The 22,077-nt window shown below is 47.3% G+C and carries 18 protein-coding genes and 1 tRNA gene; 8 read left to right on the top strand and 11 right to left on the bottom strand.

Features of this window, described 5'->3' with window-relative positions; genetic code table 11:
• The first annotated feature begins 337 nt into the window (after positions 1-337).
• Together H6F98_RS10335 and H6F98_RS10330 are read left to right on the top strand one after the other, a co-directional pair.
• Positions 338-1,600: a mannosyltransferase family protein gene (locus tag H6F98_RS10335; RefSeq protein WP_192218579.1), complete on the top strand. Its 1,263-nt coding sequence runs from the start codon at positions 338-340 to the stop codon at positions 1,598-1,600.
• 215 nt (positions 1,601-1,815) lie between these two features.
• Positions 1,816-2,007 carry a hypothetical protein gene (locus H6F98_RS10330; RefSeq protein ID WP_192218578.1) on the top strand — a complete coding sequence of 64 codons (192 nt, stop codon included), beginning with the start codon at positions 1,816-1,818 and terminating at the stop codon, positions 2,005-2,007.
• Between the two features lie 243 nt (positions 2,008-2,250).
• Here the strand turns inward: H6F98_RS10330 and H6F98_RS10325 are convergent, their stop codons facing one another.
• From H6F98_RS10325 to H6F98_RS10310, 4 genes are all read right to left on the bottom strand, one after another.
• The gene (locus tag H6F98_RS10325) at positions 2,251-4,140 is read right to left on the bottom strand and encodes a class I tRNA ligase family protein (RefSeq protein ID WP_192218621.1); all 1,890 of its coding nucleotides are present in this window, start codon (positions 4,138-4,140) and stop codon (positions 2,251-2,253) included.
• Positions 4,141-4,479: 339 nt separating this feature from the next.
• On the bottom strand, positions 4,480-5,073 hold the full coding sequence (locus H6F98_RS10320; protein ID WP_192218577.1) for a sulfite oxidase-like oxidoreductase: 594 nt from the start codon (positions 5,071-5,073) through the stop codon (positions 4,480-4,482).
• A 145-nt stretch (positions 5,074-5,218) separates the two neighbouring features.
• A complete protein-coding gene (gene rpmF, locus H6F98_RS10315) occupies positions 5,219-5,392 on the bottom strand; it encodes a 50S ribosomal protein L32 (protein ID WP_192218576.1) in 174 nt (57 codons plus the stop codon).
• A 179-nt stretch (positions 5,393-5,571) separates the two neighbouring features.
• A complete protein-coding gene (locus H6F98_RS10310) occupies positions 5,572-6,402 on the bottom strand; it encodes a hypothetical protein (RefSeq protein ID WP_192218575.1) in 831 nt (276 codons plus the stop codon).
• Between the two features lie 306 nt (positions 6,403-6,708).
• On the opposite strand from H6F98_RS10310, the gene H6F98_RS10305 reads away from it, so the two are divergent.
• Positions 6,709-8,634 carry a caspase family protein gene (locus tag H6F98_RS10305; RefSeq protein WP_192218574.1) on the top strand — a complete coding sequence of 642 codons (1,926 nt, stop codon included), beginning with the start codon at positions 6,709-6,711 and terminating at the stop codon, positions 8,632-8,634.
• A gap of 183 nt (positions 8,635-8,817) precedes the next feature.
• On the opposite strand, the gene H6F98_RS10300 is transcribed toward H6F98_RS10305, so the two are convergent.
• The 6 genes from H6F98_RS10300 to H6F98_RS10275 form a co-directional block, all read right to left on the bottom strand.
• Positions 8,818-9,939 carry a hybrid sensor histidine kinase/response regulator gene (locus H6F98_RS10300; protein ID WP_192218573.1) on the bottom strand — a complete coding sequence of 374 codons (1,122 nt, stop codon included), beginning with the start codon at positions 9,937-9,939 and terminating at the stop codon, positions 8,818-8,820.
• A 413-nt stretch (positions 9,940-10,352) separates the two neighbouring features.
• Entirely contained in the window at positions 10,353-11,111 is a 759-nt protein-coding gene (locus tag H6F98_RS10295) for a Stp1/IreP family PP2C-type Ser/Thr phosphatase (protein WP_192218572.1), read from the bottom strand.
• 34 nt (positions 11,112-11,145) lie between these two features.
• Complete coding sequence (locus H6F98_RS10290) at positions 11,146-12,903, bottom strand: AarF/ABC1/UbiB kinase family protein (protein ID WP_192218571.1); 1,758 nt, start codon at positions 12,901-12,903, stop codon at positions 11,146-11,148.
• Positions 12,904-13,047: 144 nt separating this feature from the next.
• Complete coding sequence (locus H6F98_RS10285; protein ID WP_192218570.1) at positions 13,048-13,374, bottom strand: DUF6825 family protein; 327 nt, start codon at positions 13,372-13,374, stop codon at positions 13,048-13,050.
• Between the two features lie 127 nt (positions 13,375-13,501).
• Positions 13,502-14,935 carry a serine/threonine-protein kinase gene (locus H6F98_RS10280; RefSeq protein ID WP_192218569.1) on the bottom strand — a complete coding sequence of 478 codons (1,434 nt, stop codon included), beginning with the start codon at positions 14,933-14,935 and terminating at the stop codon, positions 13,502-13,504.
• A 124-nt stretch (positions 14,936-15,059) separates the two neighbouring features.
• Complete coding sequence (locus H6F98_RS10275) at positions 15,060-17,843, bottom strand: CBS domain-containing protein (RefSeq protein ID WP_192218568.1); 2,784 nt, start codon at positions 17,841-17,843, stop codon at positions 15,060-15,062.
• 301 nt (positions 17,844-18,144) lie between these two features.
• Between H6F98_RS10275 and psbZ the strand changes: the two genes are divergently transcribed.
• The 5 genes from psbZ (at position 18,145) to H6F98_RS10250 (ending at position 21,159) form a co-directional block, all read left to right on the top strand.
• Positions 18,145-18,333, top strand: a complete 189-nt coding sequence (gene psbZ, locus H6F98_RS10270) for a photosystem II reaction center protein PsbZ (RefSeq protein WP_192218567.1) — start codon at positions 18,145-18,147, stop codon at positions 18,331-18,333.
• A gap of 46 nt (positions 18,334-18,379) precedes the next feature.
• A complete protein-coding gene (ribH, locus tag H6F98_RS10265) occupies positions 18,380-18,985 on the top strand; it encodes a 6,7-dimethyl-8-ribityllumazine synthase (protein ID WP_192218566.1) in 606 nt (201 codons plus the stop codon).
• A gap of 128 nt (positions 18,986-19,113) precedes the next feature.
• Positions 19,114-19,185, top strand: a tRNA-Gly gene (locus tag H6F98_RS10260).
• A gap of 285 nt (positions 19,186-19,470) precedes the next feature.
• A complete protein-coding gene (locus H6F98_RS10255) occupies positions 19,471-19,878 on the top strand; it encodes a hypothetical protein (protein ID WP_192218565.1) in 408 nt (135 codons plus the stop codon).
• 12 nt (positions 19,879-19,890) lie between these two features.
• Complete coding sequence (locus tag H6F98_RS10250) at positions 19,891-21,159, top strand: glutamate-5-semialdehyde dehydrogenase (protein ID WP_192218564.1); 1,269 nt, start codon at positions 19,891-19,893, stop codon at positions 21,157-21,159.
• Positions 21,160-21,245: 86 nt separating this feature from the next.
• On the opposite strand, the gene H6F98_RS10245 is transcribed toward H6F98_RS10250, so the two are convergent.
• On the bottom strand, positions 21,246-22,061 hold the full coding sequence (locus H6F98_RS10245) for an acyl-CoA desaturase (protein WP_192218563.1): 816 nt from the start codon (positions 22,059-22,061) through the stop codon (positions 21,246-21,248).
• Between the last annotated feature and the right edge of the window lie 16 nt (positions 22,062-22,077).

The following is a 22,077-nucleotide window of genomic DNA, read 5'->3' as shown; positions in this document are numbered from 1 at the left end:
ACGTGAGCGATCGCCATCAAAGCCGTGAATGGCTAGTTTTCTAGATAGAAACATAAAACCACGATTGTCCCAATAATTCCTACTACCTCCTAAGGCTCGATTCCGTATTACATAGCCGAGAAATGTGATTCGTTAGTTGATTATCTTCATGCCATGGAGTTGAGAGTACAGACGACTCTCTGAGCCAAGATTCTTGCCAATTGATGACCAAAACAAAACCAGTCGTCGCTATAATTCCCTTCAAGCTTATTGCTCAAAAGAGCAGTAGCTGACTTAGGTTGCAATCCTCCTCCAGAGATTTGCCCAATCCCCAGTTGACGCACAAAGCAGGAACTTAATGAGCAGAAGTAAAGCTTTATGGGCAAAAGCCTTCAGGTTTGCCGCTGCTATGTGGCTACTCAGTCGGGTCGTTATTGTTGTGGCAATGGTAGTGATTGCCCCATCACTACCAGTTCCACCAGAAGGGATTGTGCCCACTGTTGATTGGAGCCTCTTCTCTTACTCGGATAGCCCACGCTACGAAACGATTGTTACAGGCGGCTATCAATACGAAAGTACGATCAAGGAAAAATACAATATTGCCTTTTTTCCGCTGTTTCCTCTACTCACCCGTGGCGTGATGTACCTAGGGTTACCATTTAACGTCGCCGGAACGCTGGTGAATAATTTGGCTTTCCTAGCTGCCTTGGTTGTTCTCTATCGTTGGGTAGAGGAACGTCATGGTGGAAGTGTGGCTCGTTGGGCAACGGCTGTTTGGGCGTGGTGTCCGCTTTCTTTATTTGGAAGTGTAATTTACACCGAAGGGCTGTTTATGTTGTTCAGCACAGCGGCTTTAAGAGCTTTCGATAAGCAACAACATGCTTTAGCGGCTCTCTGGGGGGCATTGGCGACAGCGGCTCGTGTGACGGGGGTTGTCCTTGTTCCTACATTCCTGATTGTCGCCTGGAAAGAACGTCGTCCAGTAAGTGCCTACGTCGCTGCTCTACTTACGGCTGGAGGAGTAGTTATTTTTAGCTTATATTGCGCTCTAAATTTTGGTGACCCCTTGGCTTTTGTTCATGCTCAGAAGGCATGGCGAGATACAACTGGATTGAATTGGAAGGATTGGCGTAGAGAACTGATAACAATCGCTATTGGCAAAACAAATTTAGAGCAACGCGCAATTGTAGATCCTTGGCATCCGTTCTTATTTGTACTGCTTTTGGGGAGTATCTATCTCTTATGGCATTTTCGCCAAAAGCTCGGTTCTGTGGTGGTAATCTCTATCTCGTTTGCTTTGGCGTTAGCGTCGTGGCGCTTGGGAGGCGAGTCGTTAATTGTCGTCGTGATGGTTTTTGGTGGTGGTTACCTGCTCTGGCGCTTACGCCATCAACTGCGGTTGATTGAGGTGGTTTATGGGTTTTGCGCCTTAGGGTTAATCATGTTTTCTGGAAGTTCGGCATCGGCTCAACGTTACGCTTATGCTATTGTGTCACTTGCGATCGCACTAGGTCTGGTACTTGATCGTTATCCTCGCTGGGCTTATGCAACGATGGTTTTCTTTAGTATTATTCTCGTCAACTTTGCCATCCGATTTGCTCAACATCTCTGGGTTGCTTGACAAAGAACAGGGAAAAGGTTTACCGACATGAGTTTCAAGGTTCCCGATGAACTGTGATCTGTTGAAATAGTCGTCAGTGGTGATTCTTATCACATTAAAAGAGAGATTGCATCACTAAAAAGTGCTTAATAGCATCACTAACTTCACTTCCAACTATCACAGATTGTTTGGATAAGACACCTGATACTGGCTAAGACACTTGAGGAAACGGGGTTATGTCTACAATTTGTGAGATTGTCCAAGAGGTTCTTCAATCCGGGTATCTGACGGTAGAAGCCGAAGAGCAAATGCGACGACTGTTTGTACTTCAGCATGACTTAGAAGATATAGAAGCTTTAACTCGATTGCAACAAGCCACGATGGACGGTCGAGTCAAGCGGCAGTCGCGGGAGTTAGTCCACTCTTGATTGACAACAGACATCCCAGCATTATTAAAGCCAGAGGTTAAGACTACCTAAGTCTTAACTCTCCTGGCTAATTAAAATATATGTATGACTAAAAATAGCTGGTATGCCACCCGAACACCTATTCCAGCTTTTGTAAGAGTAACGTACTTCAGTGGGCGACAAAGGCTCTAGACCACTGGCAGGGAGGCAAAATGCACGCAACGCCAGCCAGTGGTAAAGCATTCAACTAATGGGATGCGACAATCAAATCACGAGATTGAGAACCCGACCGGGTACATAAACTACACGACGAACTTCCTGCTCATTGATGTAACGCTGCAAGGATTCTGACTGTTTTGCCAACGTGATCGCCTCCTCCTGAGATGCATCCGGAGCAAGCTGGAATGTGGTTCGAGTCCGTCCGTTGATTTGAACAGAAATCGTCACTTGCGCTTGTGTAAGAAACTCTGGATTAGCTTGAGGGAATGGCTGTTGATGAATTGAATAGGATTCACCCAGGCGACTCCAAAGTTCCTCGGTGATGTGGGGTGCAAAGGGAGCCAACATCAACACATAGGACTTGATTTCTGCTTGAGAAAGCTGTTCTTTGGCTTCCAAGGTGTTGAGATAACTCATCAAGGTAGCGATCGCCGTGTTGTACTTCAACGCTTGAATATCTTCTCTCACCTTGTGAATGGTTTGATGTAACCCGCGTTGGGATTCCACATCCAATTCATTGGATTGGATCGAGTCTTGATGTTTCATCGCCAATTGCCAGACGCGATTCAAAAAACGCCGTATTCCTGCAATACCGCGATCCGAGAAATCGCCTCCCTGGTCATAAGGACCCAAAAACATCAAGTACGTTCGCAATGTGTCTGCACCGTATTCCTCAATGTATTGGTCAGGATTCACCACATTCCCCTTAGATTTACTCATCTTGGCTCCATCTTTCGTGAGCAAACCATGAGCGCGGAAGCATCGAAAGGGTTCCTCAAACGGAATATATCCCAAATCGTGCAACACCATTGTGATGAAGCGACTGTACAACAGATGCAATACTGAATGTTCTGCTCCACCAATGTACATATCCACGGGCAACCAGGTTGCCGTAATTTGTGGGTCAAACGGAACATCCGAACAATTGCTGGAGGGATAGCGCAAGAAATACCAGGCAGAATCCAAGAAGTTATCCGATACGTCGGTTTCTCGACGCGCCGCACCGCCACAGGACGGACAGGTTGTATTCACGAATTCAGGAATATCTGCCAACGGAGAATTGCCTGTTCCTTTCGGCAACCAGTCCTGCGTTTGGGGCAACTCAACGGGCAATTGGTCTTCTGGAACCGGAACCGTGCCGCACGTCTGGCAATAGATAATCGGAATTGGCGGTCCCCAATAGCGTTGCCTGGAAATCAACCAATCCCGCAAGTGATACTGCACTGTACCGTCATGTTCAGAACGACCGATCCAGTTACGCTGTGCTGTTTTTACCCGTTCTGACCAGTCCAAATGCTCCAAATTATCCAATAAGCGTTGGGCATAGCGGGTAATCTTGAAAAACCATTGCTCCAATTCACGTTGGATAGCGATCGCACTACAGCGTTCGCATTTCCCTGCAATCACTTGCTCATCTGCCAATACTGTTTTGCAGGACGGACACCAGTTAACCGATGCTTTCTTGCGTTCGGCTAATCCGGCTTTGAACAACTGCAAGAAAATCCACTGTGTCCACTTGTAATATGCCGGACTCGTGGTCTGGACTTCGTGATTCCAGCAGAAGCGGTTGCCAATGCGCTTCAACTGCGTTTCTCGAAATCGTTCAACATTCCGTGCTGTCAATTGTTGGGGATGAATCCCTTTCTTAATTGCAAAGTTCTCGCTGTGAATGCCAAAGGCATCAAACCCCATCGGCTCAAAGACATCCCGACCATTCATCGCCATAAAGCGAGCGTAGATGTCCGCTCCTGTAAAGGCATACACATTTCCAACGTGCAACCCTTCTGCCGATGGGTAGGGAAACATCATCAAATTGTAGAAAGGGCGAGGCTCTGGAGAAGCTCTGTCAATCGCTCTGGCTAGATCGGTTTCGTAAATCTGTGTCTGCTGCCAAACCGCTTGCCATCGAGCTTCAACAGAGCGGTGATCGTAAATCTCAGAGGGTTGATGAATTGCCGGATCAACACGATCCGGACTTACAGGTCCCAGTGATACATTTTGTGAATCCTCTTTTTGTATTGCGATTGTAGCATCAAGAATGTCTTTGTCAATCTCCTGTTTGATGGAGCGGGAAAATGACAGAGGTGGCTAAGCCAAGCGATGTCAGTGCGTTACTTGTCCTGTTGTTCACAAACAGTAAAGCACTTTTGCAGAGAGTCAAACTTGCCATTCCAACTTAAACCTTAAACAGCCCAATGAGCAAGGCAATAGGTGCTGCAAGTAACATCTACATTGTAGGTGGCAAACCATGTATGGCTACAATTTCAAATTTCCTTACTCGCTGTACCGTTCTTCTGCCCAAGGCTCACCTCGACGATGATAGCCATTACGCTCCCAGAAACCTGGTTCATCATGATCGAGAAATTCTAAGCCATTAATCCACTTAGCGCTTTTCCAAGCATAGAGATGGGGAACGACTAAGCGCATGGGGCCACCGTGTTCTGCTGCTAGTGGTTCTCCGAACAAGGTATGAGCAAAAAAGTTTTCTTCCCTCACAAAATCCTCTATGGGAAGGTTAGTGGTGTAACCTCCGTAGCAGTGTTCAACGATGTGAGTGGCTTTTGGATCGACTTCCACATACTTCATAAAGTCGGTCACCTTGATGCCTGTCCATTGCACATCCAGTTTTGACCAACGTGTTACACAGTGAAAGTCATCAGTGAATTCGCTTTGAGGCATTGCCATGAAGTCTGACCAGCTCAAGGTCTTGGCTTCGGCTAAGCCCGATACGCGAAATTCCCAGTCTTCAGTGCTGATTCGGGGGGTCTGACCGTAGGTCAGCACTGGAAATCCTTTGGTTAGGTATTGACCGGGAGGAACGCGATCGCTCTGTTCTGATTCTGGTTTGCGGAAAAATTTTCCGAGCATGATGCCAGTAGAGATAGTGTTTTGGGTACTAATCAAACCGTAGCGTTAGATTTTGCTCTTAGGACAAAATCTTCTTAACTTTCATGGTCATAGCACAAACCGTAAGACCCCTGGTGTTGCCTTTCCCATAGCCCAAAGTTCCGTTCTAGCTCTCTTCTTCTTCTTCCTCTGGTGCGGGATATACAAAGCTAGAACGACCACTCAAAACAGCTTTGCCCAGAGAAAGGGCTTTTTGAGCCTGTAGCGCTGCCTTACGCTTCCAGGTTGCTTTGCGTTTGTCTCGCCTCGATTTTGATGTTTTCTTCTTAGGAACAGCCATGGGAGTATGTTCTGAATTTTGACAGCCTTTTCATTCTATGACATGGATTCCAAAGGGGCTAGGTATGTACTTGATAAAGGCTAACTTTCACTGCCTCTTTTGACGAATAAGCGCAAAAGATGCGAAATATTCCTTTTCTTTTCCCTTTAACCCTTCCCCTTTCGCCCAATTTCTCCTCCCTACTGTCCAGTCTGCTGTGTTGCCGGGGCATTGGGTGCAGGAGCCTGAGTTGGGTTAGGAAAACGCTGAATTGGCGCACCGGGAATGTCGGGAATGTCAATGTTTGTGGGAGCAGTGGGCTGAGTCGTGTTAGCTGGAGCCTGATTAGGAGCCTGAGGTTGGTTAGGAAAACGCCGAATTGGCGCACCGGGAATGTCGGGAATGTCAATGTTTGTGGGAGCAGTGGGCTGAGTCGTGTTAGCTGGAGCGCCCGGTACTCCACCAGGTACTCCAGGCGCTCCGGGGACTCCAGGCGATCCAGGTGGAGGTGGTGGCTGTCCTCCGGGAACCTGAGTTTCAGCGTCTACAAGTGGTTCTTGTTCAAATCCAAGTAGGGTTTGGGTATCGGGGAAGTAAGTTGTCCAACTCTGGGGATCGGGACGACCTCTCCAAGATTGACGGCTTACTTCCAGCAATAAGATAGGGATGATCGCCCCTTGATTTTGCCCAATCACTGTTACGGATACGTCAGTCACCAAGATATCTGAATCAAAGCTGCGTTGCGTTGCTGCCCTAGCAATGGCTTCTGCACGGCGCAGAAAGCTGTTGAAAGATTCTCCGACTTGACGATTTATGGAAAGGTTTACCCGTGCTGTGTAGGCTTGGGCTATCTGAGGAGCAACGGTGGCTGTGGCAAGCCAACTGATGCCCGTGAAGCCTAATAAAAGCATTAATCTTAGCGGTGTAATTTGTTGTTGGGCAATCAACTGGAAAAATGCAGCAGAAGATTTCTTGAACTGGACTGACAGTATTAAGAGCGGGTTGAAATCGCTTCGGTTAGACTTCAACATATGACGCACTCACCCCCCTAGTGATTGTTGGCAATTAGCGTTTTAGGTGCATTATTTTAGAGGATAAGTGTCTCTAGTAGAAGATTTCATCTACCTCTTGACCAAAAACAGTCATAAACTAAGCCTTAGAGGTACAAAAAAACCAGGTATGTCAGGATTCGTTGAGTGGTTGAGCAGTGCGATCGCTTTCTGCTTAACTAGCACTCAACAAATCAAGGAAGCCGATAGTACCAATACTTCCTCTCATTCCAAGACAATTTATTTAACCCACGAACAACTACACCAGACAACTGGGGCACGGAGCACATGGCAAATCACGCTTGCGTTGCAATTGGCATTAATCGCTATCAGTTTTTACAACCTTTGAGTTATGGGCAAGCGGATGCACAGGCGTTGCGGCATTTTTTAGTACGCCAAGCCAGCTTACCGTCTAACCAATGTTTACTCTTAACTGACACGTCTCCACTAGTCAATGACCAGTCAACCTATCCCAGTCGCGAAAATATTTTGAACTGGCTAAGGGCAAATCGCCAGAATTCAAGACAATCAGAGACTTGGCGTTGGTTCTTTTTCAGTGGCTATGGTGTCAATTGGCAAAATGCTGACTACCTAATGCCGATTGATGGAAATCCAGACGATATTCCAGGGACAGGAATATCTATGCGATCGCTATTTGAAACCCTCAAGGCTCAAGGTAGTGAAAACATCTTAGTTCTGTTAGACATGAACCGAGCATCCGGCTTGCAATCTGGTATCCCTGTTGGGGCAGAGGCGGTGGAATTAGCTCGCGAAATGGGTATTGTGTTAGTGCTGTCCAGTCAACTTGACCAATTTTCCCACGAAGCTGCTGTACTTGGGCATGGACTCTTTACAGAAGCACTTCTAGAAGCACTGGGCTACTATCACACCGACACCACCTTAGAACATCTCGAACAGTATCTACACACTCGTCTACCAGAGTTGAGCCAACACCACTGGCGACCTGTTCAGACCCCTTTGACAGTGGTTCCCTCAGAGGCGCAGCGTCAACAACTGATTCTGCCTTCTGTCAAAAACCAACCCATTAAAGAAAGGACTCCTGTTGGCATCTCCAGCGCCTTTATCCCCAAGGCAAAACTAGAAACTGATAACGGTTATACAGAGGATTCTCGCAACGGGGCGACACCTGGACAAAAAACTCCGCTCTCGGCGACACAGACACGACCAACTACATCTCTAATCTCTCCTCCTACTGCTACCTCAACGCCAGCTACTTATAAACCAGGCGCAATGGTTGCTTCTCCAGAACGGCAACCTAAACGCCATGTCAATACTTCTTGGTGGCAACAACTACTACTTTGGGGAGGTGGCGCTATCCTGATTTTGGCGCTGATGATTGCGGCGGTGATATTCCGTAACCGGGATGCTTTTACCACGAAGTCAATAAACGAGACACCAGTTACTAAAGAATTACCAACATCTCCAACGGCTCAAGAACCCCCGACAACGTCACCTCCCAGTCCAACAGCAAAAGCCTCTTCTACCAGTTCCCCCAATCCCAGTCCAACAGCAAAAGCCTCCCCTACCAGTTCCCCCAATCCCAGTAATAAGTTGTCAGTGGCGGCACCCCAAAAACCAGCGCCAACCCGTCTTCAAGCCAATCAAGCGGCTTTGGATCAGGCAAAGCGCTTAATCCGACCCAATCAAGCCTCTCTGTTTAGCAAGGCGATTGTCCAAGCTCGTACTGTGAAACCAGGTGAGCCTTTATATCAGCAGGCGAAGCAAGACATTACACGTTGGAGTGAGGTGATTCTAGATTTAGCAGAGGGACGAGCGAATCAGGGAAATTTTGGAGGTGCGATCGCGGCAGCTCAATTGGTACCAAAAGATAATCCTTCTGTTTATGCCAAAGCTCAGAAGACGATTAATCAGTGGAAGGCTCTAACTACCCAGCAACGGCAAAACCAAGCGATTATTCAATCGGCAAAAAAACAAATCCAACCGAACCAAGCCTCGTCTTATAACCGTTCTCTCACAACTCTCCGTAAAATTCAGGCTGGACAACCAGGGTATGCCGAAGCGCAACAGTTAATTGCCCAAGGAAGCCAGAAGATTTATCTGATCGCGCAATCGCGAGCGTCTCAGGGTAAGTTCAAGGAAGCGATTCAAGCGGCAACTTTAGTCCCAGCTAACACGCCTTCCTACGAGGCGGCTCAAAAGGCGATCGCAAAGTGGAAGCGAGGGAAGCGTTAGTTGGTTGTTGGTTGTTGGTTGTTAGTAGGGGTGCAAGCCACCTAGCGCTGTTAAGGTCGCAGGTTGTAGGGATTAGGAGGTAGGTTAAAGACCATGCACAAGGAATCCAAAACCCTAATTTTTCTTAGTCTTAGTCTAAGTTGTGCGCTACAACTTACGACCTAACACCTAACACCTTGACAGTTAATGATGAGTGGCTAGGCGAATAATGAACAAGCTGCCTTTATCTATCTCAGATTTAACCTCAAGGGTTCCTTGGTGAGTTTCAACAATCCGTTTAGACAAGTGAAGCCCTAAACCACTTCCAGAACGTTTATGGCTACCCTGCCGGAATCGGTCGAATAGTATCGTTTGGTCTTCTAGGGTAATCCCAGGCCCAGTGTCTTGGACTTCAATGACTACCTGGGATACTTCAGGGTTTTTCTCGTCATGGTTATTACTCAGACGCACTTCAACTGAGCCAGTATCTGTAAACTTGATGGCGTTGCCAATCAAGTTTGTGAATACGCGATGGAGTTCTAAGCGATCGCCTACTACTTTACCGTTGACATTCTCCTGGCTTTTGTAGTTCAAGGACAGCCCTTTTTCACTGGCAAGAGGAGCAAGTTCTTGGGTGACTTCTTTAACCACCTCTTGGAGATTAACGGGAGAGAAGCAGAGATTCTTACGACCCGCTTCATAGCGATAGACTTCGAGTAATGTATTTACCATCGCTAGCAAGTTGCGGTTACTACGCGCCATTGTTGAGATGGCTTCTTGCATGGATGGTGATAGTTCTCCCAAGGCTCCTTGCTGAAACAGCATCAGCATCCGCTCTGCTGCGACAATGGGAGTTCTCAAGTCATGCGTCATCCAGGAAACAAAATCTTCCCGTTGACGGGCAATTTGCTCACGTTCATCAATCGCGTGCTTCAGGCGTAAAAGCGATCGCACCCGTGCCAGCAATTCATCGACTTCCACTGGCTTACGAATAAAATCATCTGCACCCGTGTCTAGTCCTTTAACCACACTTGGCTGATCAAACGCTGTGATCAGCAGAATTGGCATAAAGGGCAAACTCGTATTTTCCCGGATGCGCTTTGTGACTTCAAAGCCATCCATCTCTGGCATCATTACATCCAGAAGTACCAAGTCCGGTGGGGACTGTTCGATCTGCTCTAAAGCAATGCGGCCATCCTCCGCCAAACTAATTTCGTATCCCTCTTCTTCTAAAATTGTTTGAACAAGGAATAAGTTATCCGGCGAATCATCTACAACGAGAATATGGTCAGGTTTCGAGGCACGAGTCAGAACCGAAGGATTCATGAGCAGAGCAGACTAAGAATAAATCTGACTAAATTATTTTTTCTTGTATTCTTTTGAATCTCTTAATATTTTTCCGTCTTAGGGTGTAGTTTGCCTCATCCTCTCGAAAGATTCTTACTACAAATTACTACCATTAGTAGTTGCTTAATTGGTCTTCTTAATCTTAAAGTCTTGCAGGGTTTTGGCTTCCTGTTTGTACAGCACACTGCCATGAGGATGCTCGGTCAGCCATCCTCATAGATTAAGTACATTTACTTAGATTGCCATGAATTCTCATCGTTGACTAGAGTACCCGTGTTTTATGGCTCAGTAACCGCCGCCAACAACAGGACTCATCCTTCAATTCAGGCTACTAGTTTTCTCAAGACGAGGAACGACTGTGTGGATTAAGAAGGACAATCAGGTAGTCAATGCTAGAGACTCGGCGCAGTGGCTTCCTCGGGACTGATGGCGTCTATTTCAACAATCACCACCGTGATGTTGTCTCTACCGCCCTTTTCCTTAGCTGCCTCAACAAGGTTAACTGCCGCTTGTTCATAATCCAAGTCAGGTTCGAGGTTAGAGGCAATTAAGGCATCTGAGAGTTCTTCGGTAAGACCATCACTACACAGCAGGAGGCGATCTCCAGGCTGCACATCCATGGGTTTAACATCAACGTGCTGTAAGTCTTTACGACCCAGACATTGAGACAAGACATGACGCCAAGGATGCATTCGAGCTTGCTCTGGGGTAATATCACCGGCTTTCATTGCTCGTGCAACCCAGGTGTGGTCTTCTGTGATTTGCTCTAGATTGGAGCTTCGTAGCCGATAGAGGCGTGAGTCTCCCACATGAGCAAACCAAGGTTGTTCGTTACGGAAGATCGCCACAACAGCAGTTGTGCCCATATCTGAGCGCTCTGGGTGCTTTTGTTGGTCTAGAATAATTGCCTGATTCGCCTCGGAAAAGGCTTGTTCCAGTAACTCTTCAGACGAGGTGGCAGATTGCCAGTGCTGTTCTAAATGAGTCTGAATTGCCTCCGTAGCGAGTTGGCTGGCTTCTTGCCCCCCAGCATGACCTCCCATACCGTCGGCGACAACAAAAAATCGCCCCTCAGGGTCCATGTAGAAATCATCCTGGTTGACATTACGAAGTAGTCCCGGATCGGTGAGACCCGTGAAGCGACATTTCATAAATTGTTTGCTGGCATCAAAGTCTTTATGGGAGTTATAACATACGATCAAAGCGATCGAGTCGTCGGAGCAACCGAATCAGGGCAAATGCCGCGATCGCTGCGACCAAAACGACGACCAACGCCAGCCCTACATTCCCATTGACAAATAGAATGGTGGCTGACAAAGTGAACGCACTGATTAGTAAAGTATAGTTGGTTCCCAACTGAATGCTGCTAATGCGTCGGAGGATTCGGTCAGATTCAATTGACCTGACTCGAACGCGCAGGTCTCCTCGTTCTAATTTCTCGATCGTATCTTCAATGCGCCGGGGTAAACCCAAAGCCGTGCTACCAACTTGAGCCGCTTGGCGTCCCAGTTCATTGAGGAAGCTATTACCATCGGGAGTGTTGCCGTTTGTCATAATCTGCATTGCAAAGGGTTTTGCAACCTCCATAAAGTTGAAGTCCGGGTCTAAACCCTTCCCGACACCTTCCAGAGTCGAGAATGCTCGCATTACGAAGGTAAATGTTGCCGGAAAGCGAAAAGGCTGGTCGTAGGCAATTTCGTAGAGATCCTCACTAATGTCAGCTACCGATTGGTTCTCAAATGGCTTATCCATGAAATGATCCAGCATGTACTGAATGGATCGTCGGACGGGTCCCATATCGTCAACTGGAGAAAGCGCACCCAATTCAACCAGAGAAGTGACAACGCGATCGGCATCTTTTTGGGCAATGCCAAAAAGCGTCTGCATTAGTTGTTCACGCACATTTGACCGAATCCGCCCCATCATGCCGAAGTCATAAAAAATCAGTGCCCCTTCAGCATTGACGGCAATATTGCCGGGATGGGGATCGGCATGGAAGAAGCCATCATTGAGCAGTTGCTGAAGATAAGCTTTTGCGCCAAGATGAGCAATTAACTTACGATCTAGACCAGCGGCTTCTAGTGCTTCGTAATGACTAATTTTAATCCCTGGAAGGTATTCCAGCGTTACCACCCGTGGTGTAGTGTAGCGCCAGTAGACACGAGGCACCTTTACCCAATCATCACTACGGAAATTGCGGCGAAAGGTATCAGCGTTCTTGCCTTCGTTAAGATAGTCAATTTCTTCCCAAAGAATACGACAGCACTCTTCATAGATCCCGAGCCAATCTCGACCACGTCCCCACTCAGGATGGTTTTGAAAGTAACGGGTAATCCCTTTAAGAATTTGTAGATCAATGGTAAAAAGCTTCCGTAAACCGGGTCGTTGTACCTTAACCACGACCTCTTCGCCGCTGTGCAACTGGGCTTTGTGAACTTGCCCTAAGCTAGCCGCCGCTAGGGGAATCGGATCGAAACTGTTGAAGAGTTCTGCAACCGGCTTCCCTAAATCTTGTTTAATAATTGCTTCAACCTGCTCATAGCTAAAGGCAGGTACCCGATCTTGTAGCTTGCTGAGTTCTTCAACATACTCGCTGGGGAATAAATCAGCACGAGTTGAAAAGAGCTGTCCAACCTTAATGAAGGTTGGTCCCAAATCTAAAAACGTGTCACGAATCCAGATCGCTTGGGTTTTACGTCGAGCTGCTCGTTTCTCATCCGTCATCCCGCCGGGATAGCTCCAAGGCTTGCCATCGAGCCATAACCCAGTCATTAGGGATAAAACAAATGACCAAATATCTACAAAGCGTCGGTGACGGGAGTAATTTTCTTTATTCCACCGATAAGCTTTGTCTTTGTAGAGCTTACCTAAGTCACGCTGCGTTGCCACCGTGCGTTCTTTATTTTGCTTAAGGTTGACAGGTTCTTGGGAAAGAGCAGACACTTAGGTTCCTAAATTAGTTTCTCAAAAATCAGGATTATTAAGAACGATTAAGATGAATGAGAGTCTTTTAAGTTTGGCAGGTGTGCCAAGGTTCTCTCATAACAACAAGGTATTCCCTAATTGAACGGTCAGATCGTTTTGGAATTAGACCGATTGATTACGGTAGACTTGCAATTCGGCACGTAAGCGGGCAATTTCAGCTCGAAGTTCATCGATTGTTGCTTGCATGTCAAGTGGCTGAGAGCCAATTGGCACAATTGTAGTTGTTGTTCGCCCACGTACTGTTGTTTCAGCCTCGCTGGAAGCCCTTTCCATGACTTGCTCGGTAAATTGCCGTAACCGTTCACGTTGTTCGGCATCAAATCTACCGAGTTCGCTTAAAGCATTAGTCAGCGCGTCTTCTACCTGTTCATTCAGGGCTTGAGCTACAGCTCTACCTAGAAAAAAGGCGTGAATTACAGAATTACTCATGAGAAAAATTCTTTAGTATCCGCAACAAATTATAACGTGATTCCCATAAATCCTGCCTGAAGAGCCTTTCTGGCTTGGCTGGTTAAGGGAAAATCCCAGAATGAGAACCGTAGTTGCAATGATGGCATTAGAGTTGATGCTTTGACATCGGCCAATTGCTAGAGGGGGGAAACGATTGCTCCGTGTGCAGAATCGAAGAACCGGGTATATTTGGGCTGTTAATCCGGAGTGCAAAGCCAAATCCTACCCCAGCGGATGTTGCGATCGCACTTGTCATTATCAGTGCCTTGAGTGGCAAGCCAGCCTTAGTGGGTTTGCGTTTTTTAGGAACAAGGTAATTATGACCCCCCGACGTTTTGATTTTTGTGATTGGGAGTTGAGGGAGTGTAGGCTGAGGGATCGAATTTTTTGTTGGTGTTAAGGGTGGCGTTTTACCGTTCTTTGGAGTCGGTTGTACTTTCGCCGTTGCTGAGTTATTTAGGGGAGCAACTTCTGGCTCTAATTTGGGTTTAACTACGCTGTTCTTTGGAGTCGGTTGTACTTTCGCCGTTGCTGAGTTATTTAGGGGAGCAACTCCTGTCTCTAATTTGGGTTTAACTACGCTGTTCTTTGGAGTCGGTTTTGCTTTCGCCTTGACAAAGTTGTTTACGGGAGCTACCCCTGCTGTATCTACCTTAGGTTTAGCTACCGGGACTTGAGCGGGTTTAGGCTGAGGCAACGGTGGTTTTTCTGGTTTGGGAAACAGTGCCAGCCATGCCTCTACGGTTTGGGGGCGTTTCTGAGGAGCGATTGCTAAAGCTTGCCACAAGGCTTGTTTAACTGTGGGACTCAGTTTATGGGTGTGTTGCTGTAACTCTGTAAGGAAAAGGCGATCGGCGTTTTTCGTCTGTAGGGCTTGCCGAACTGGTGCGGGTAACGGTGGACGTCCAAGTAGCAAGTCGTAGAGCGTTGCGGCTAGGGCGTAAATGTCAGTTGCTCTGGTACGCTGAGCCTCCAGTGAATATTGCTCCTGCGGCGCATACCCAGCTGAAAGTAAGTTGGTATGAGTTTGCATCACACCTGCGGTGAACTCACAAGTAATCCCAAACTCACACAGCACCACACAATCAGTGTCTTGACGTCGAATAATATTTTGAGGTTTGACATCCCGGTGTAGTAAGCCAGCCTTGTGAAGAACACTCAAGGCGTTAGCCGTTTGACGAATATACTCAAGAGATTTCGCTTCTGGTAGCACTTTTGACTCGACAAGTGCCGCCAGAGTCTGCCCTGGAATGTACTCCATCACCAAGTAAGGACATCCCGCTTCTTCAAAATAATCAAGAACCTGAACGAGATTTTGATGCTTGCAGCGGCTCAAGCGCTCAGCCATCTCTAGAAATTTTTGCTTAAATCGGTCAATTTCTGAATGTTGGCGCAGATTTTCACCAAGAGTTTTGATGACAACCGTTTGCCCGGACTGCGTGTTAGTTGCTCGGTAAGTTAGCTCAAAAACACCATTACCAAGTTGGGTGTCGAGGACATAATTGCCTTTGAGTAGAACAGTTCCAGCCGTCAAGTTCATAAAAGTTCACTCCCCACTGTCCCAATTATGCTACCGCTTAGAGGTCAGAAATAGGAGAATCAACTTTTCCCTAAAGAGCTGATGGCTGAAAGCTGACGGCTGACAGCTAAACCAAGCAACTTAATCACGCATTACCTGTTAGCGGATAATGTTCTGCCAAAAAAGCTTTCGCGTCTGCCTCATTCTGAATCACCTGATCGAGTGTCGCCGCTAGGAGTTCGTCTAGAATTTGTCGGTATTGGGGTCCCGGTTTGTAACCCAGTTGTTTAAGGGTATTGCCATCTAGCGGGGCTTGCATATTAGCCCAAGTGGTGAGGTATTGCCAGATTTTGCGTCGGATTGTTCTTGGACTTTGGACAGCAATTAAAACTAAGCTTGGTAGCTTGTAAGAGCGCAGTAGTTGCACAACTTCACTCCTGCGTTGGCAGGTGGGTAAAGTCTCGACAACCTTCGCTTTTACTTGATCGAGTTGCTCAAGGCGTTCGATACTGTCTGCTGGAAGCTGAAGATTTATGGCAACTGCCGTGCGCGATTCTGGTGCAAGATGAGCCAGCAAGACTTCCAGCCGCATCTGCCAGTGTTCTAGGTTTTTGTCAGGGTCAAATCGTCGCAGCCACCGATTAACCAAACGAACCTGCCACCACAACTGCTCATCTAACTTCAGTGTGGGATGGAGGCACCGCAGTGCTTCTAAAGAATCGAGCAACTCCAAGGCTCTTTCCCAATACGGGGCTTGCAAAATATACTTCAGTTCTGCCTTAAGGCGGGTTTGGAGGGCTGGGGCTTTGCTGTTGGCTAAAAGCGATCGCTCATACACACCACTTTCAATTGCATAGCGAATATAGGCTTCGGTTTGCGCCTCTATTTGAAAGCCCAAGCGTACAGCAAACCGCACTGCTCGAAAAATCCGGGTAGGGTCTTCAATAAAGCTATTGGCGTGCAGTACCCGAATTTGATGCGATTTTAAATCGAGTAAACCGCCAAAGAAATCTAATAGGGGCAACCCTCCACCACGGGAAGTCGTCAAACGAGCCGCCATTGCATTGATTGTAAAATCGCGTCGGTAAAGGTCTTGGCGAATTGAACTGGCTTCAACTTCTGGATTAGCTGCCGGATAAGGATAAAATTCTGTCCGAGCCGTAGCAATATCGATCCAGAGCGAACCGAGAACGGGATCGTTATGCCACAACAATGCCGCCGTTTGAAACGCCCCATGGACTTCTAATCGAGCGTTTGGGTAGATGTTCTGGAGGGCTTTAGCGAGTGTGACTCCTGCCCCTGTATCCGCTGAGCGATGATAGCCATCCACCACTAGGTCAATATCTTCTAGCAGCAGCTTATCCGCCGCGTCAGCGAGTAATAAGTCTCGCACCCCTCCCCCTACCAGATAAAGATGCCAGCCACGTTGGTCAGCCTCTTGAGCAGTCCTCATGAGGAGTTCCCAAAGCGGGGGAGCAAGACGCGATCGCAAATTAGGAATTAGTGATTGAGGATTGGTGATTGGGATAAAATAAGAATTCTCCCCACTCCCCTCTTGATGCCGTTGCCGTAAAACGTCGGTGCGGGTAACAATTCCCACTAACTGCCCATTATCCAAAACTGGCAGACGCCCAATATCGTAAGTCACCATTAGGGACTCTATCTCTGGCAGCAACGTTTGGGGAGTGATTGTCTTCACATTCTTAGTCATGTAACCCTTGACTGGCGCATGACCAAAACCGTGGTGCAACGCTAAATCAATATCCCGTCGCGAGATAATCCCAACTAGCTCGTCGTTTTCATCTACTACCGAAAGCCCTGAATGCCCATACCGCAACAAGATTCTCTGAGCTTCGCTAATCGTGGTATTTGGGCGAATCGTGCGGACTGGCGAAGACATCAATTCTTGTGCAGTTAGAGGCTGGGGAATTTGCTCTTTGAGTTGGTTAACTAGCTGTTCTAGTAGTTCCGAGGGATTCACATCTCGGATTCTCATAGCGGCTGCTTGGGAATGTCCTCCACCCCCAAACGGTTGAAACAACTCGTTTAAATTGGTTCCCTCAATACGAGATCGCCCAATTATGCTTAATTGGGATTGAGGTAATAAAGTTTCTTGTTGATGAGGTGGTAGGGTGGTAGAGCGGTAGGGTGATAATTTTTCCCCATCTTCTTGTCCTCTCCCCCCATACTCTGCCGCTAGCAGTAGGGCATCACTCTCAGTTAATTCTAGTAATCGTGATGCTAGGCTAGATAACCCTGGTACATAGTCAGAGGTTTTTAGAAGTACCCAGGAGATGGTGTGTCCTAGCTGAGTTTGGGACTGTAGACTATCTAGGGCTTCGGTTAAGAGTTCCTGCAACTGGGAAGATAAACCAGGATCGACATATTCAGCAATTTGTCGCACATTTGCTCCTGCCGCCATCAACCAGGCTAAAGCTGCTGCATCCCTTGGTGTTGTTTGGTCATAGGTTAAGGAGCCTGTATCAGTGTGGATACCCAGTGCCATCACTGTCGCCTCAATGGGTGTCAACTGAATTGAGGCTTGTTGTAATTGCTCGACAACTAGGGTTGTAGCGGCGCCTACTGGTTCAATTTGAGTGTGAGTAGCGGGAATATCTGTCTCGCTACCCTGGTGATGGTCGTAGACTTCAATACTTGTTAACTGAGGTAAGTCCAACCACTCTGCGGCTTTCCCTAAGCGATCGCGTTTTTGGGCATCGACGACAATCAGCGATCGAATCTGTTCGATGTTAACGGCGCGACGTTCAATTACAGCATACTCATCCCGATGTAATGCTAAAAAATCCCGCACGGCTGGATGGGCAGCACCTGTAAGAACGAGTTTTGCTCCAGGCTTGAGGCGCGTTAGCCCGACAGCAGCGCCAAGGGAATCAAAGTCAGTTGTTGTATGACATAAAATCAGATCCATTCTTCTCTTCTTGCCTAAGTGGTTTCCTGTGCTACTTGTTGTTCATTGCTCAAAGTGGGTAGTCCATGAACCCTAACAGGACTTCTAAACTGAGGCTTTGGCTCTATAGGCTCTGGAGCGTTACCTGATTTGGGGAATTTCAAAAAAAGCGGGTCAAATTTTGGTAGGTTACTAGTCAGGAAGGTTTTAATATCAGTCACAAGTGACCACGCTTCCTATTTCCGGAGAAGACCTCCGGAGTCTAGCATTGGTCGATTTCCGACTGAAGAGTTTTTATCCAGTCTCTTGGGAGTAACAGAAAATGTCTGTCATATTTCAATTATCACTTGCTGCTCTGGTTGCCTTGTCATTCGTTATGGTCGTTGGTGTCCCGGTTGCCTATGCTTCGCCTCAGAACTGGAATCAATCGAAAAGGCTGATTTTCTTAGGTTCTGGCGTTTGGGTTGCTCTTGTCTTTCTAGTTGGGGCGTTGAGTTCTTTTGTGGTTTAGATTGGGAGGATAATAACCCACACACTCTCAAAATTTAAAGACAGCCATGGCAGTTTTCGAGGGAAATTTTACTTCGTCCACACCCCTACGGTTTGCGATCGTCATTGGTCGATTTAACGATCTAGTGACTGGAAAACTTTTAGCGGGGTGTCAAGATTGCTTGAAACGCCACGGTGTTGATACCAACCCCCACGGCACACAAGTGGATTACATTTGGGTGCCTGGTAGTTTTGAGGTACCCCTGATGGCTCGCCAAGCGGCGCTTACCCGTCGCTATGATGCCGTCATCTGCCTTGGTGCTGTCATCCGGGGTCAAACACCTCATTTTGATTATGTTTGTGCCGAAGTCTCAAAGGGAATTGCTAACGCTGGTTTCCAAACCGGGGTACCCGTAATCTTTGGGATTGTGACGGCTGATACAATGCAGCAAGCCCTGGAACGGGCTGGAATCAAAAGTAACAAGGGTTGGGACTATGCGATGAATGCGTTGGAAATGGCAAGTTTGATGCAAGAGTTTAAAGGTATTGGCTCAGCCTCAAACAACGGTTCCTATGAGGACGGTACCGTGAGAACTCAAGCGCTGCCAGTTTCTTCTAATTATGCGATCGCCTCGGAGTCAACGGTTGAACATATAGAGTCTGCGGATACCTGAGGGATGGAATTAACCTTAACCTCTAGCGTGATTTTTCGGTAAGTAGAGCAGCGGGGAGAAATTCTCAACCAATCCTCCCCATTGACAAATGGGAATAATTCTGCGAAGCTAAAGATTAGTGAATGTTTGCGGGTATAGCTCAGTGGTAGAGCGTCACCTTGCCAAGGTGAATGTCGCGCGTTCGAATCGCGTTACCCGCTTAGAAATTAAAAAATCAATAAAAACAGTTTGCTACTTGTTGGTTACTAAGCTAATTTAACTATAAGTGACATGAAAAGTTGTGTAGGCTGGGAGATTTGTGAACCTTGAAGAACGGGTTATAGTAAGGGATGGGCGTTCCCTAGGTAGCGTCTCAATCAAGTTCAGGGATGCTGCTTTTGTTGTAAGGGTTTGCGATCGCACAAGTTTAGTGTAATTGGCAAACAATAGGGTTAGCATATTTTGGACAATCGGCATTGAAGTTTTTTGGTAATGAAATAGCGCTTGTGCCATCTCAAAAAGCTCAGAAAATTGACCTAACTACTGAGTACCCCTGCCCCTGTCGGCGCCGGGGTTCACTAGTACCGATTACGCTGACGGAAGCCTTCGGCTGCAACCGCTGTCAGCAAATTTTTGTGGTTGAAGAAAGTGGCTATGTGATTGAGCAGCTATCCACAAGCTACCCCTACAAAAAAGCTTGGCGCTGGACAGGGCATCGCTGGAATACAGCTCATGCCAGTCTTGGAGAAAGCTATCTTCCTGTTGCTTTGGGAATTGTCTTGGTATTGCTGATTGTCTGGCTACCACTAGCCTTGCGCTCACCAAGTGGACCAAGCATTATTTTCTGGGCGTTACTGGCGGTGCTGCTAGCTGTACTCCCAGCGCTAATGGTTTGGTTAACTTACCGACGTTAGCAGAAGATGGATATGGATGCGGATGCGGGACGCTTTGCGCCTAACCCTACTGATGCTGTGACCCGTGCTTACCGGGCTTCTTTAACATTGGCGACGACCAGAGGAGGCGATCGCAGTCGTGGTGTTCATGCAATGGCACAGGCGCTGCAAAACGCCTTTGATGACATTTTGGATGCTAATACGCTGGATTTAGAAGCCAGTCGGGAAATGGCAGTGCCAGAGCTAATTTTAGAGTGGCTGAAACTAACACCAGAACGGCTACAGACAACGATTCAGATCTTGCACAGGATTGGGGAACTCGCTGATCCAATCCGGCGAGTGATGAATGCCACCTACCAGCTTGATGATTCTCAGACTTACTGCCAGCTAATGCCACTGGGTGTGATTGCTTTCATTTATGAAGCGTTTCCCGAATTGGCAGCAATCGCAGCAGGCTTTTGTCTCAAAACAGGTAATAGCCTGATTCTCCGAGGCGGTAGCGAAGCCAGTCAATCAAATTTGGTGATTGCCCAGGCGTTACAGGATGCTCTTGATGAGGCTGGTTTACCCCCAGGCTGCTTGGAAATCTTGGCATCAGAGCAAGGCGCTTCGATTCGAGATTTAGTCACTCAAGATCGGTTTTTGAATTTAGTCATTCCCTACGGACGACCAACACTGGTGCAGCAAGTCGTGCAGCAATCCACCGCACCTGTGTTGAAGTCAGCAATGGGCAACTGCTACCTTTACTGGTCTGCGACAGGTAGTTTGGAAATGGTGCGTAGGGTAATCTTGGATAGCCATGCCAGTGAGCCAGATCCTGTAAATGCGATCGAAAAGATTCTCATCAATCGCTATCAAAAACCCTCTGCTTTAATGATCTTGTGGAACAGCCTTAAGGATAAGGGCTTCAAACTCAGGGGTGATTCCGAACTGGTGACTGAGTTTCCTGACCAATTAACCTTGGCAGCCGAATCCGAATGGAACCAGCCTTATTTAGACAAAGTGATTGCCTTCAAAGTAGTCGATAGCATTGAATCAGCGATCGCATGGATGAACCACTATAGTAGTGGTCATGCTGACTGCCTCATTACAGAGTCTTACCAAGAAAGCCGTCAGTTTGCCCTCGGTGTTGATAGCTCCTCAGCTTACATCAATTCCTCACCGCGATTTTCACGTAACCCAAAACGGGGAGACGCGGTATTCTTAGGCATATCAAATCAGAAAGGCTATCGTCGCGGAATGATTAACCTAGAATCACTGACAACCCTTAAACAGGTTGTTCAGGGAAATGGGCAGTTTTAGGAGCATAAAGTTGTAGAGACGTTCCGGCGGAACGTCTCTACAACTAAAAAAAGTGACTATTCAGAGCAAATTTGGTATTAACAGTCCTAAGCCTTCTCAACCAGTTTTACCTTCTGTGCCAAACCCAATAGTTGTAAGCACTGAATTGTCATCCAGGTGAAGTCTATTTCCCACCACTTCATGCCGTGTCGTGCTGAATATTGGTAAGCATGATGGTTGTTGTGCCAGCCTTCACCATAGGTGACTAAGGCAACCCACCAACAGTTTTTCGAGCGATCATTGGAGTCGTAAGTGCGATACCCAAACTTGTGGGTAGCACTGTTGACAAACCAAGTGCAGTGGAACACAACCACAAGCCGAACAAATATTCCCCAAACAACAAACGGCCAACCGCCGATTGCAAACAGCAACAGCCCTAAGACAACTTGAACTGGAACAAAGTAATTTTGTAAGAACTTATAAACTGGGTCATCCCAGATATCTTTAGTGAATCGAGGAATGTCGTCATGAGCCGGAACTTGATAGAACATCCACCCCATGTGACTCCACCAAAAGCCTTTGTTGGAATCATGTGGATCGGTTTCGGTATCGGAATGTAAATGGTGGATGCGGTGGAGTCCAACCCAATGGATGACTCCCCCTTGGCAAGCTAGTGCGCCACAGAAAACCAGGAAATATTCCAGCCACTTGGGAGTCTGAAAACTGCGATGGCTGACTAAACGATGCCATCCCAACGTAATACCCAAGCCACCTGTTACCCAGTGGAGGAAAACGACTAAGCCAACTGCTTTCCAGCTAAAGTTACTGGGAAGTAAGGCAAAAAGCACTCCAACGTGAATCAGAGCCATATAAATAATATTGACCCAGTTGAAGCGGAGTTGAGGTGAGGTGGCAATTGTCATGCAGTAACCCTATATA

The sequence above is a fragment of the Microcoleus sp. FACHB-SPT15 genome (assembly GCF_014849525.1).
Lineage (GTDB): Bacteria > Cyanobacteriota > Cyanobacteriia > Cyanobacteriales > Coleofasciculaceae > Symplocastrum > Symplocastrum torsivum.
The sequence above is the reverse complement of the archived record's forward strand: the minus strand, read 5'-3'. Positions and strand labels throughout refer to the sequence as shown.

Bases quoted from the DNA above. Each gene is read 5' to 3' on its own strand.
- H6F98_RS10335 (WP_192218579.1), top strand. From the start codon at position 338: ATGAGCAGAAGTAAAGCTTTATGGGCAAAAGCCTTCAGGTTTGCCGCT.
- H6F98_RS10330 (WP_192218578.1), top strand. From the start codon at position 1,816: ATGTCTACAATTTGTGAGATTGTCCAAGAGGTTCTTCAATCCGGGTAT.
- H6F98_RS10320 (WP_192218577.1), bottom strand. From the start codon at position 5,073: ATGCTCGGAAAATTTTTCCGCAAACCAGAATCAGAACAGAGCGATCGC.
- rpmF (WP_192218576.1), bottom strand. From the start codon at position 5,392: ATGGCTGTTCCTAAGAAGAAAACATCAAAATCGAGGCGAGACAAACGC.
- H6F98_RS10310 (WP_192218575.1), bottom strand. From the start codon at position 6,402: ATGTTGAAGTCTAACCGAAGCGATTTCAACCCGCTCTTAATACTGTCA.
- H6F98_RS10305 (WP_192218574.1), top strand. From the start codon at position 6,709: ATGGCAAATCACGCTTGCGTTGCAATTGGCATTAATCGCTATCAGTTT.
- H6F98_RS10300 (WP_192218573.1), bottom strand. From the start codon at position 9,939: ATGAATCCTTCGGTTCTGACTCGTGCCTCGAAACCTGACCATATTCTC.
- H6F98_RS10295 (WP_192218572.1), bottom strand. From the start codon at position 11,111: ATGAAATGTCGCTTCACGGGTCTCACCGATCCGGGACTACTTCGTAAT.
- H6F98_RS10285 (WP_192218570.1), bottom strand. From the start codon at position 13,374: ATGAGTAATTCTGTAATTCACGCCTTTTTTCTAGGTAGAGCTGTAGCT.
- H6F98_RS10280 (WP_192218569.1), bottom strand. From the start codon at position 14,935: ATGAACTTGACGGCTGGAACTGTTCTACTCAAAGGCAATTATGTCCTC.
- H6F98_RS10275 (WP_192218568.1), bottom strand. From the start codon at position 17,843: ATGGATCTGATTTTATGTCATACAACAACTGACTTTGATTCCCTTGGC.
- psbZ (WP_192218567.1), top strand. From the start codon at position 18,145: ATGTCTGTCATATTTCAATTATCACTTGCTGCTCTGGTTGCCTTGTCA.
- ribH (WP_192218566.1), top strand. From the start codon at position 18,380: ATGGCAGTTTTCGAGGGAAATTTTACTTCGTCCACACCCCTACGGTTT.
- H6F98_RS10250 (WP_192218564.1), top strand. From the start codon at position 19,891: ATGGATGCGGATGCGGGACGCTTTGCGCCTAACCCTACTGATGCTGTG.
- H6F98_RS10245 (WP_192218563.1), bottom strand. From the start codon at position 22,061: ATGACAATTGCCACCTCACCTCAACTCCGCTTCAACTGGGTCAATATT.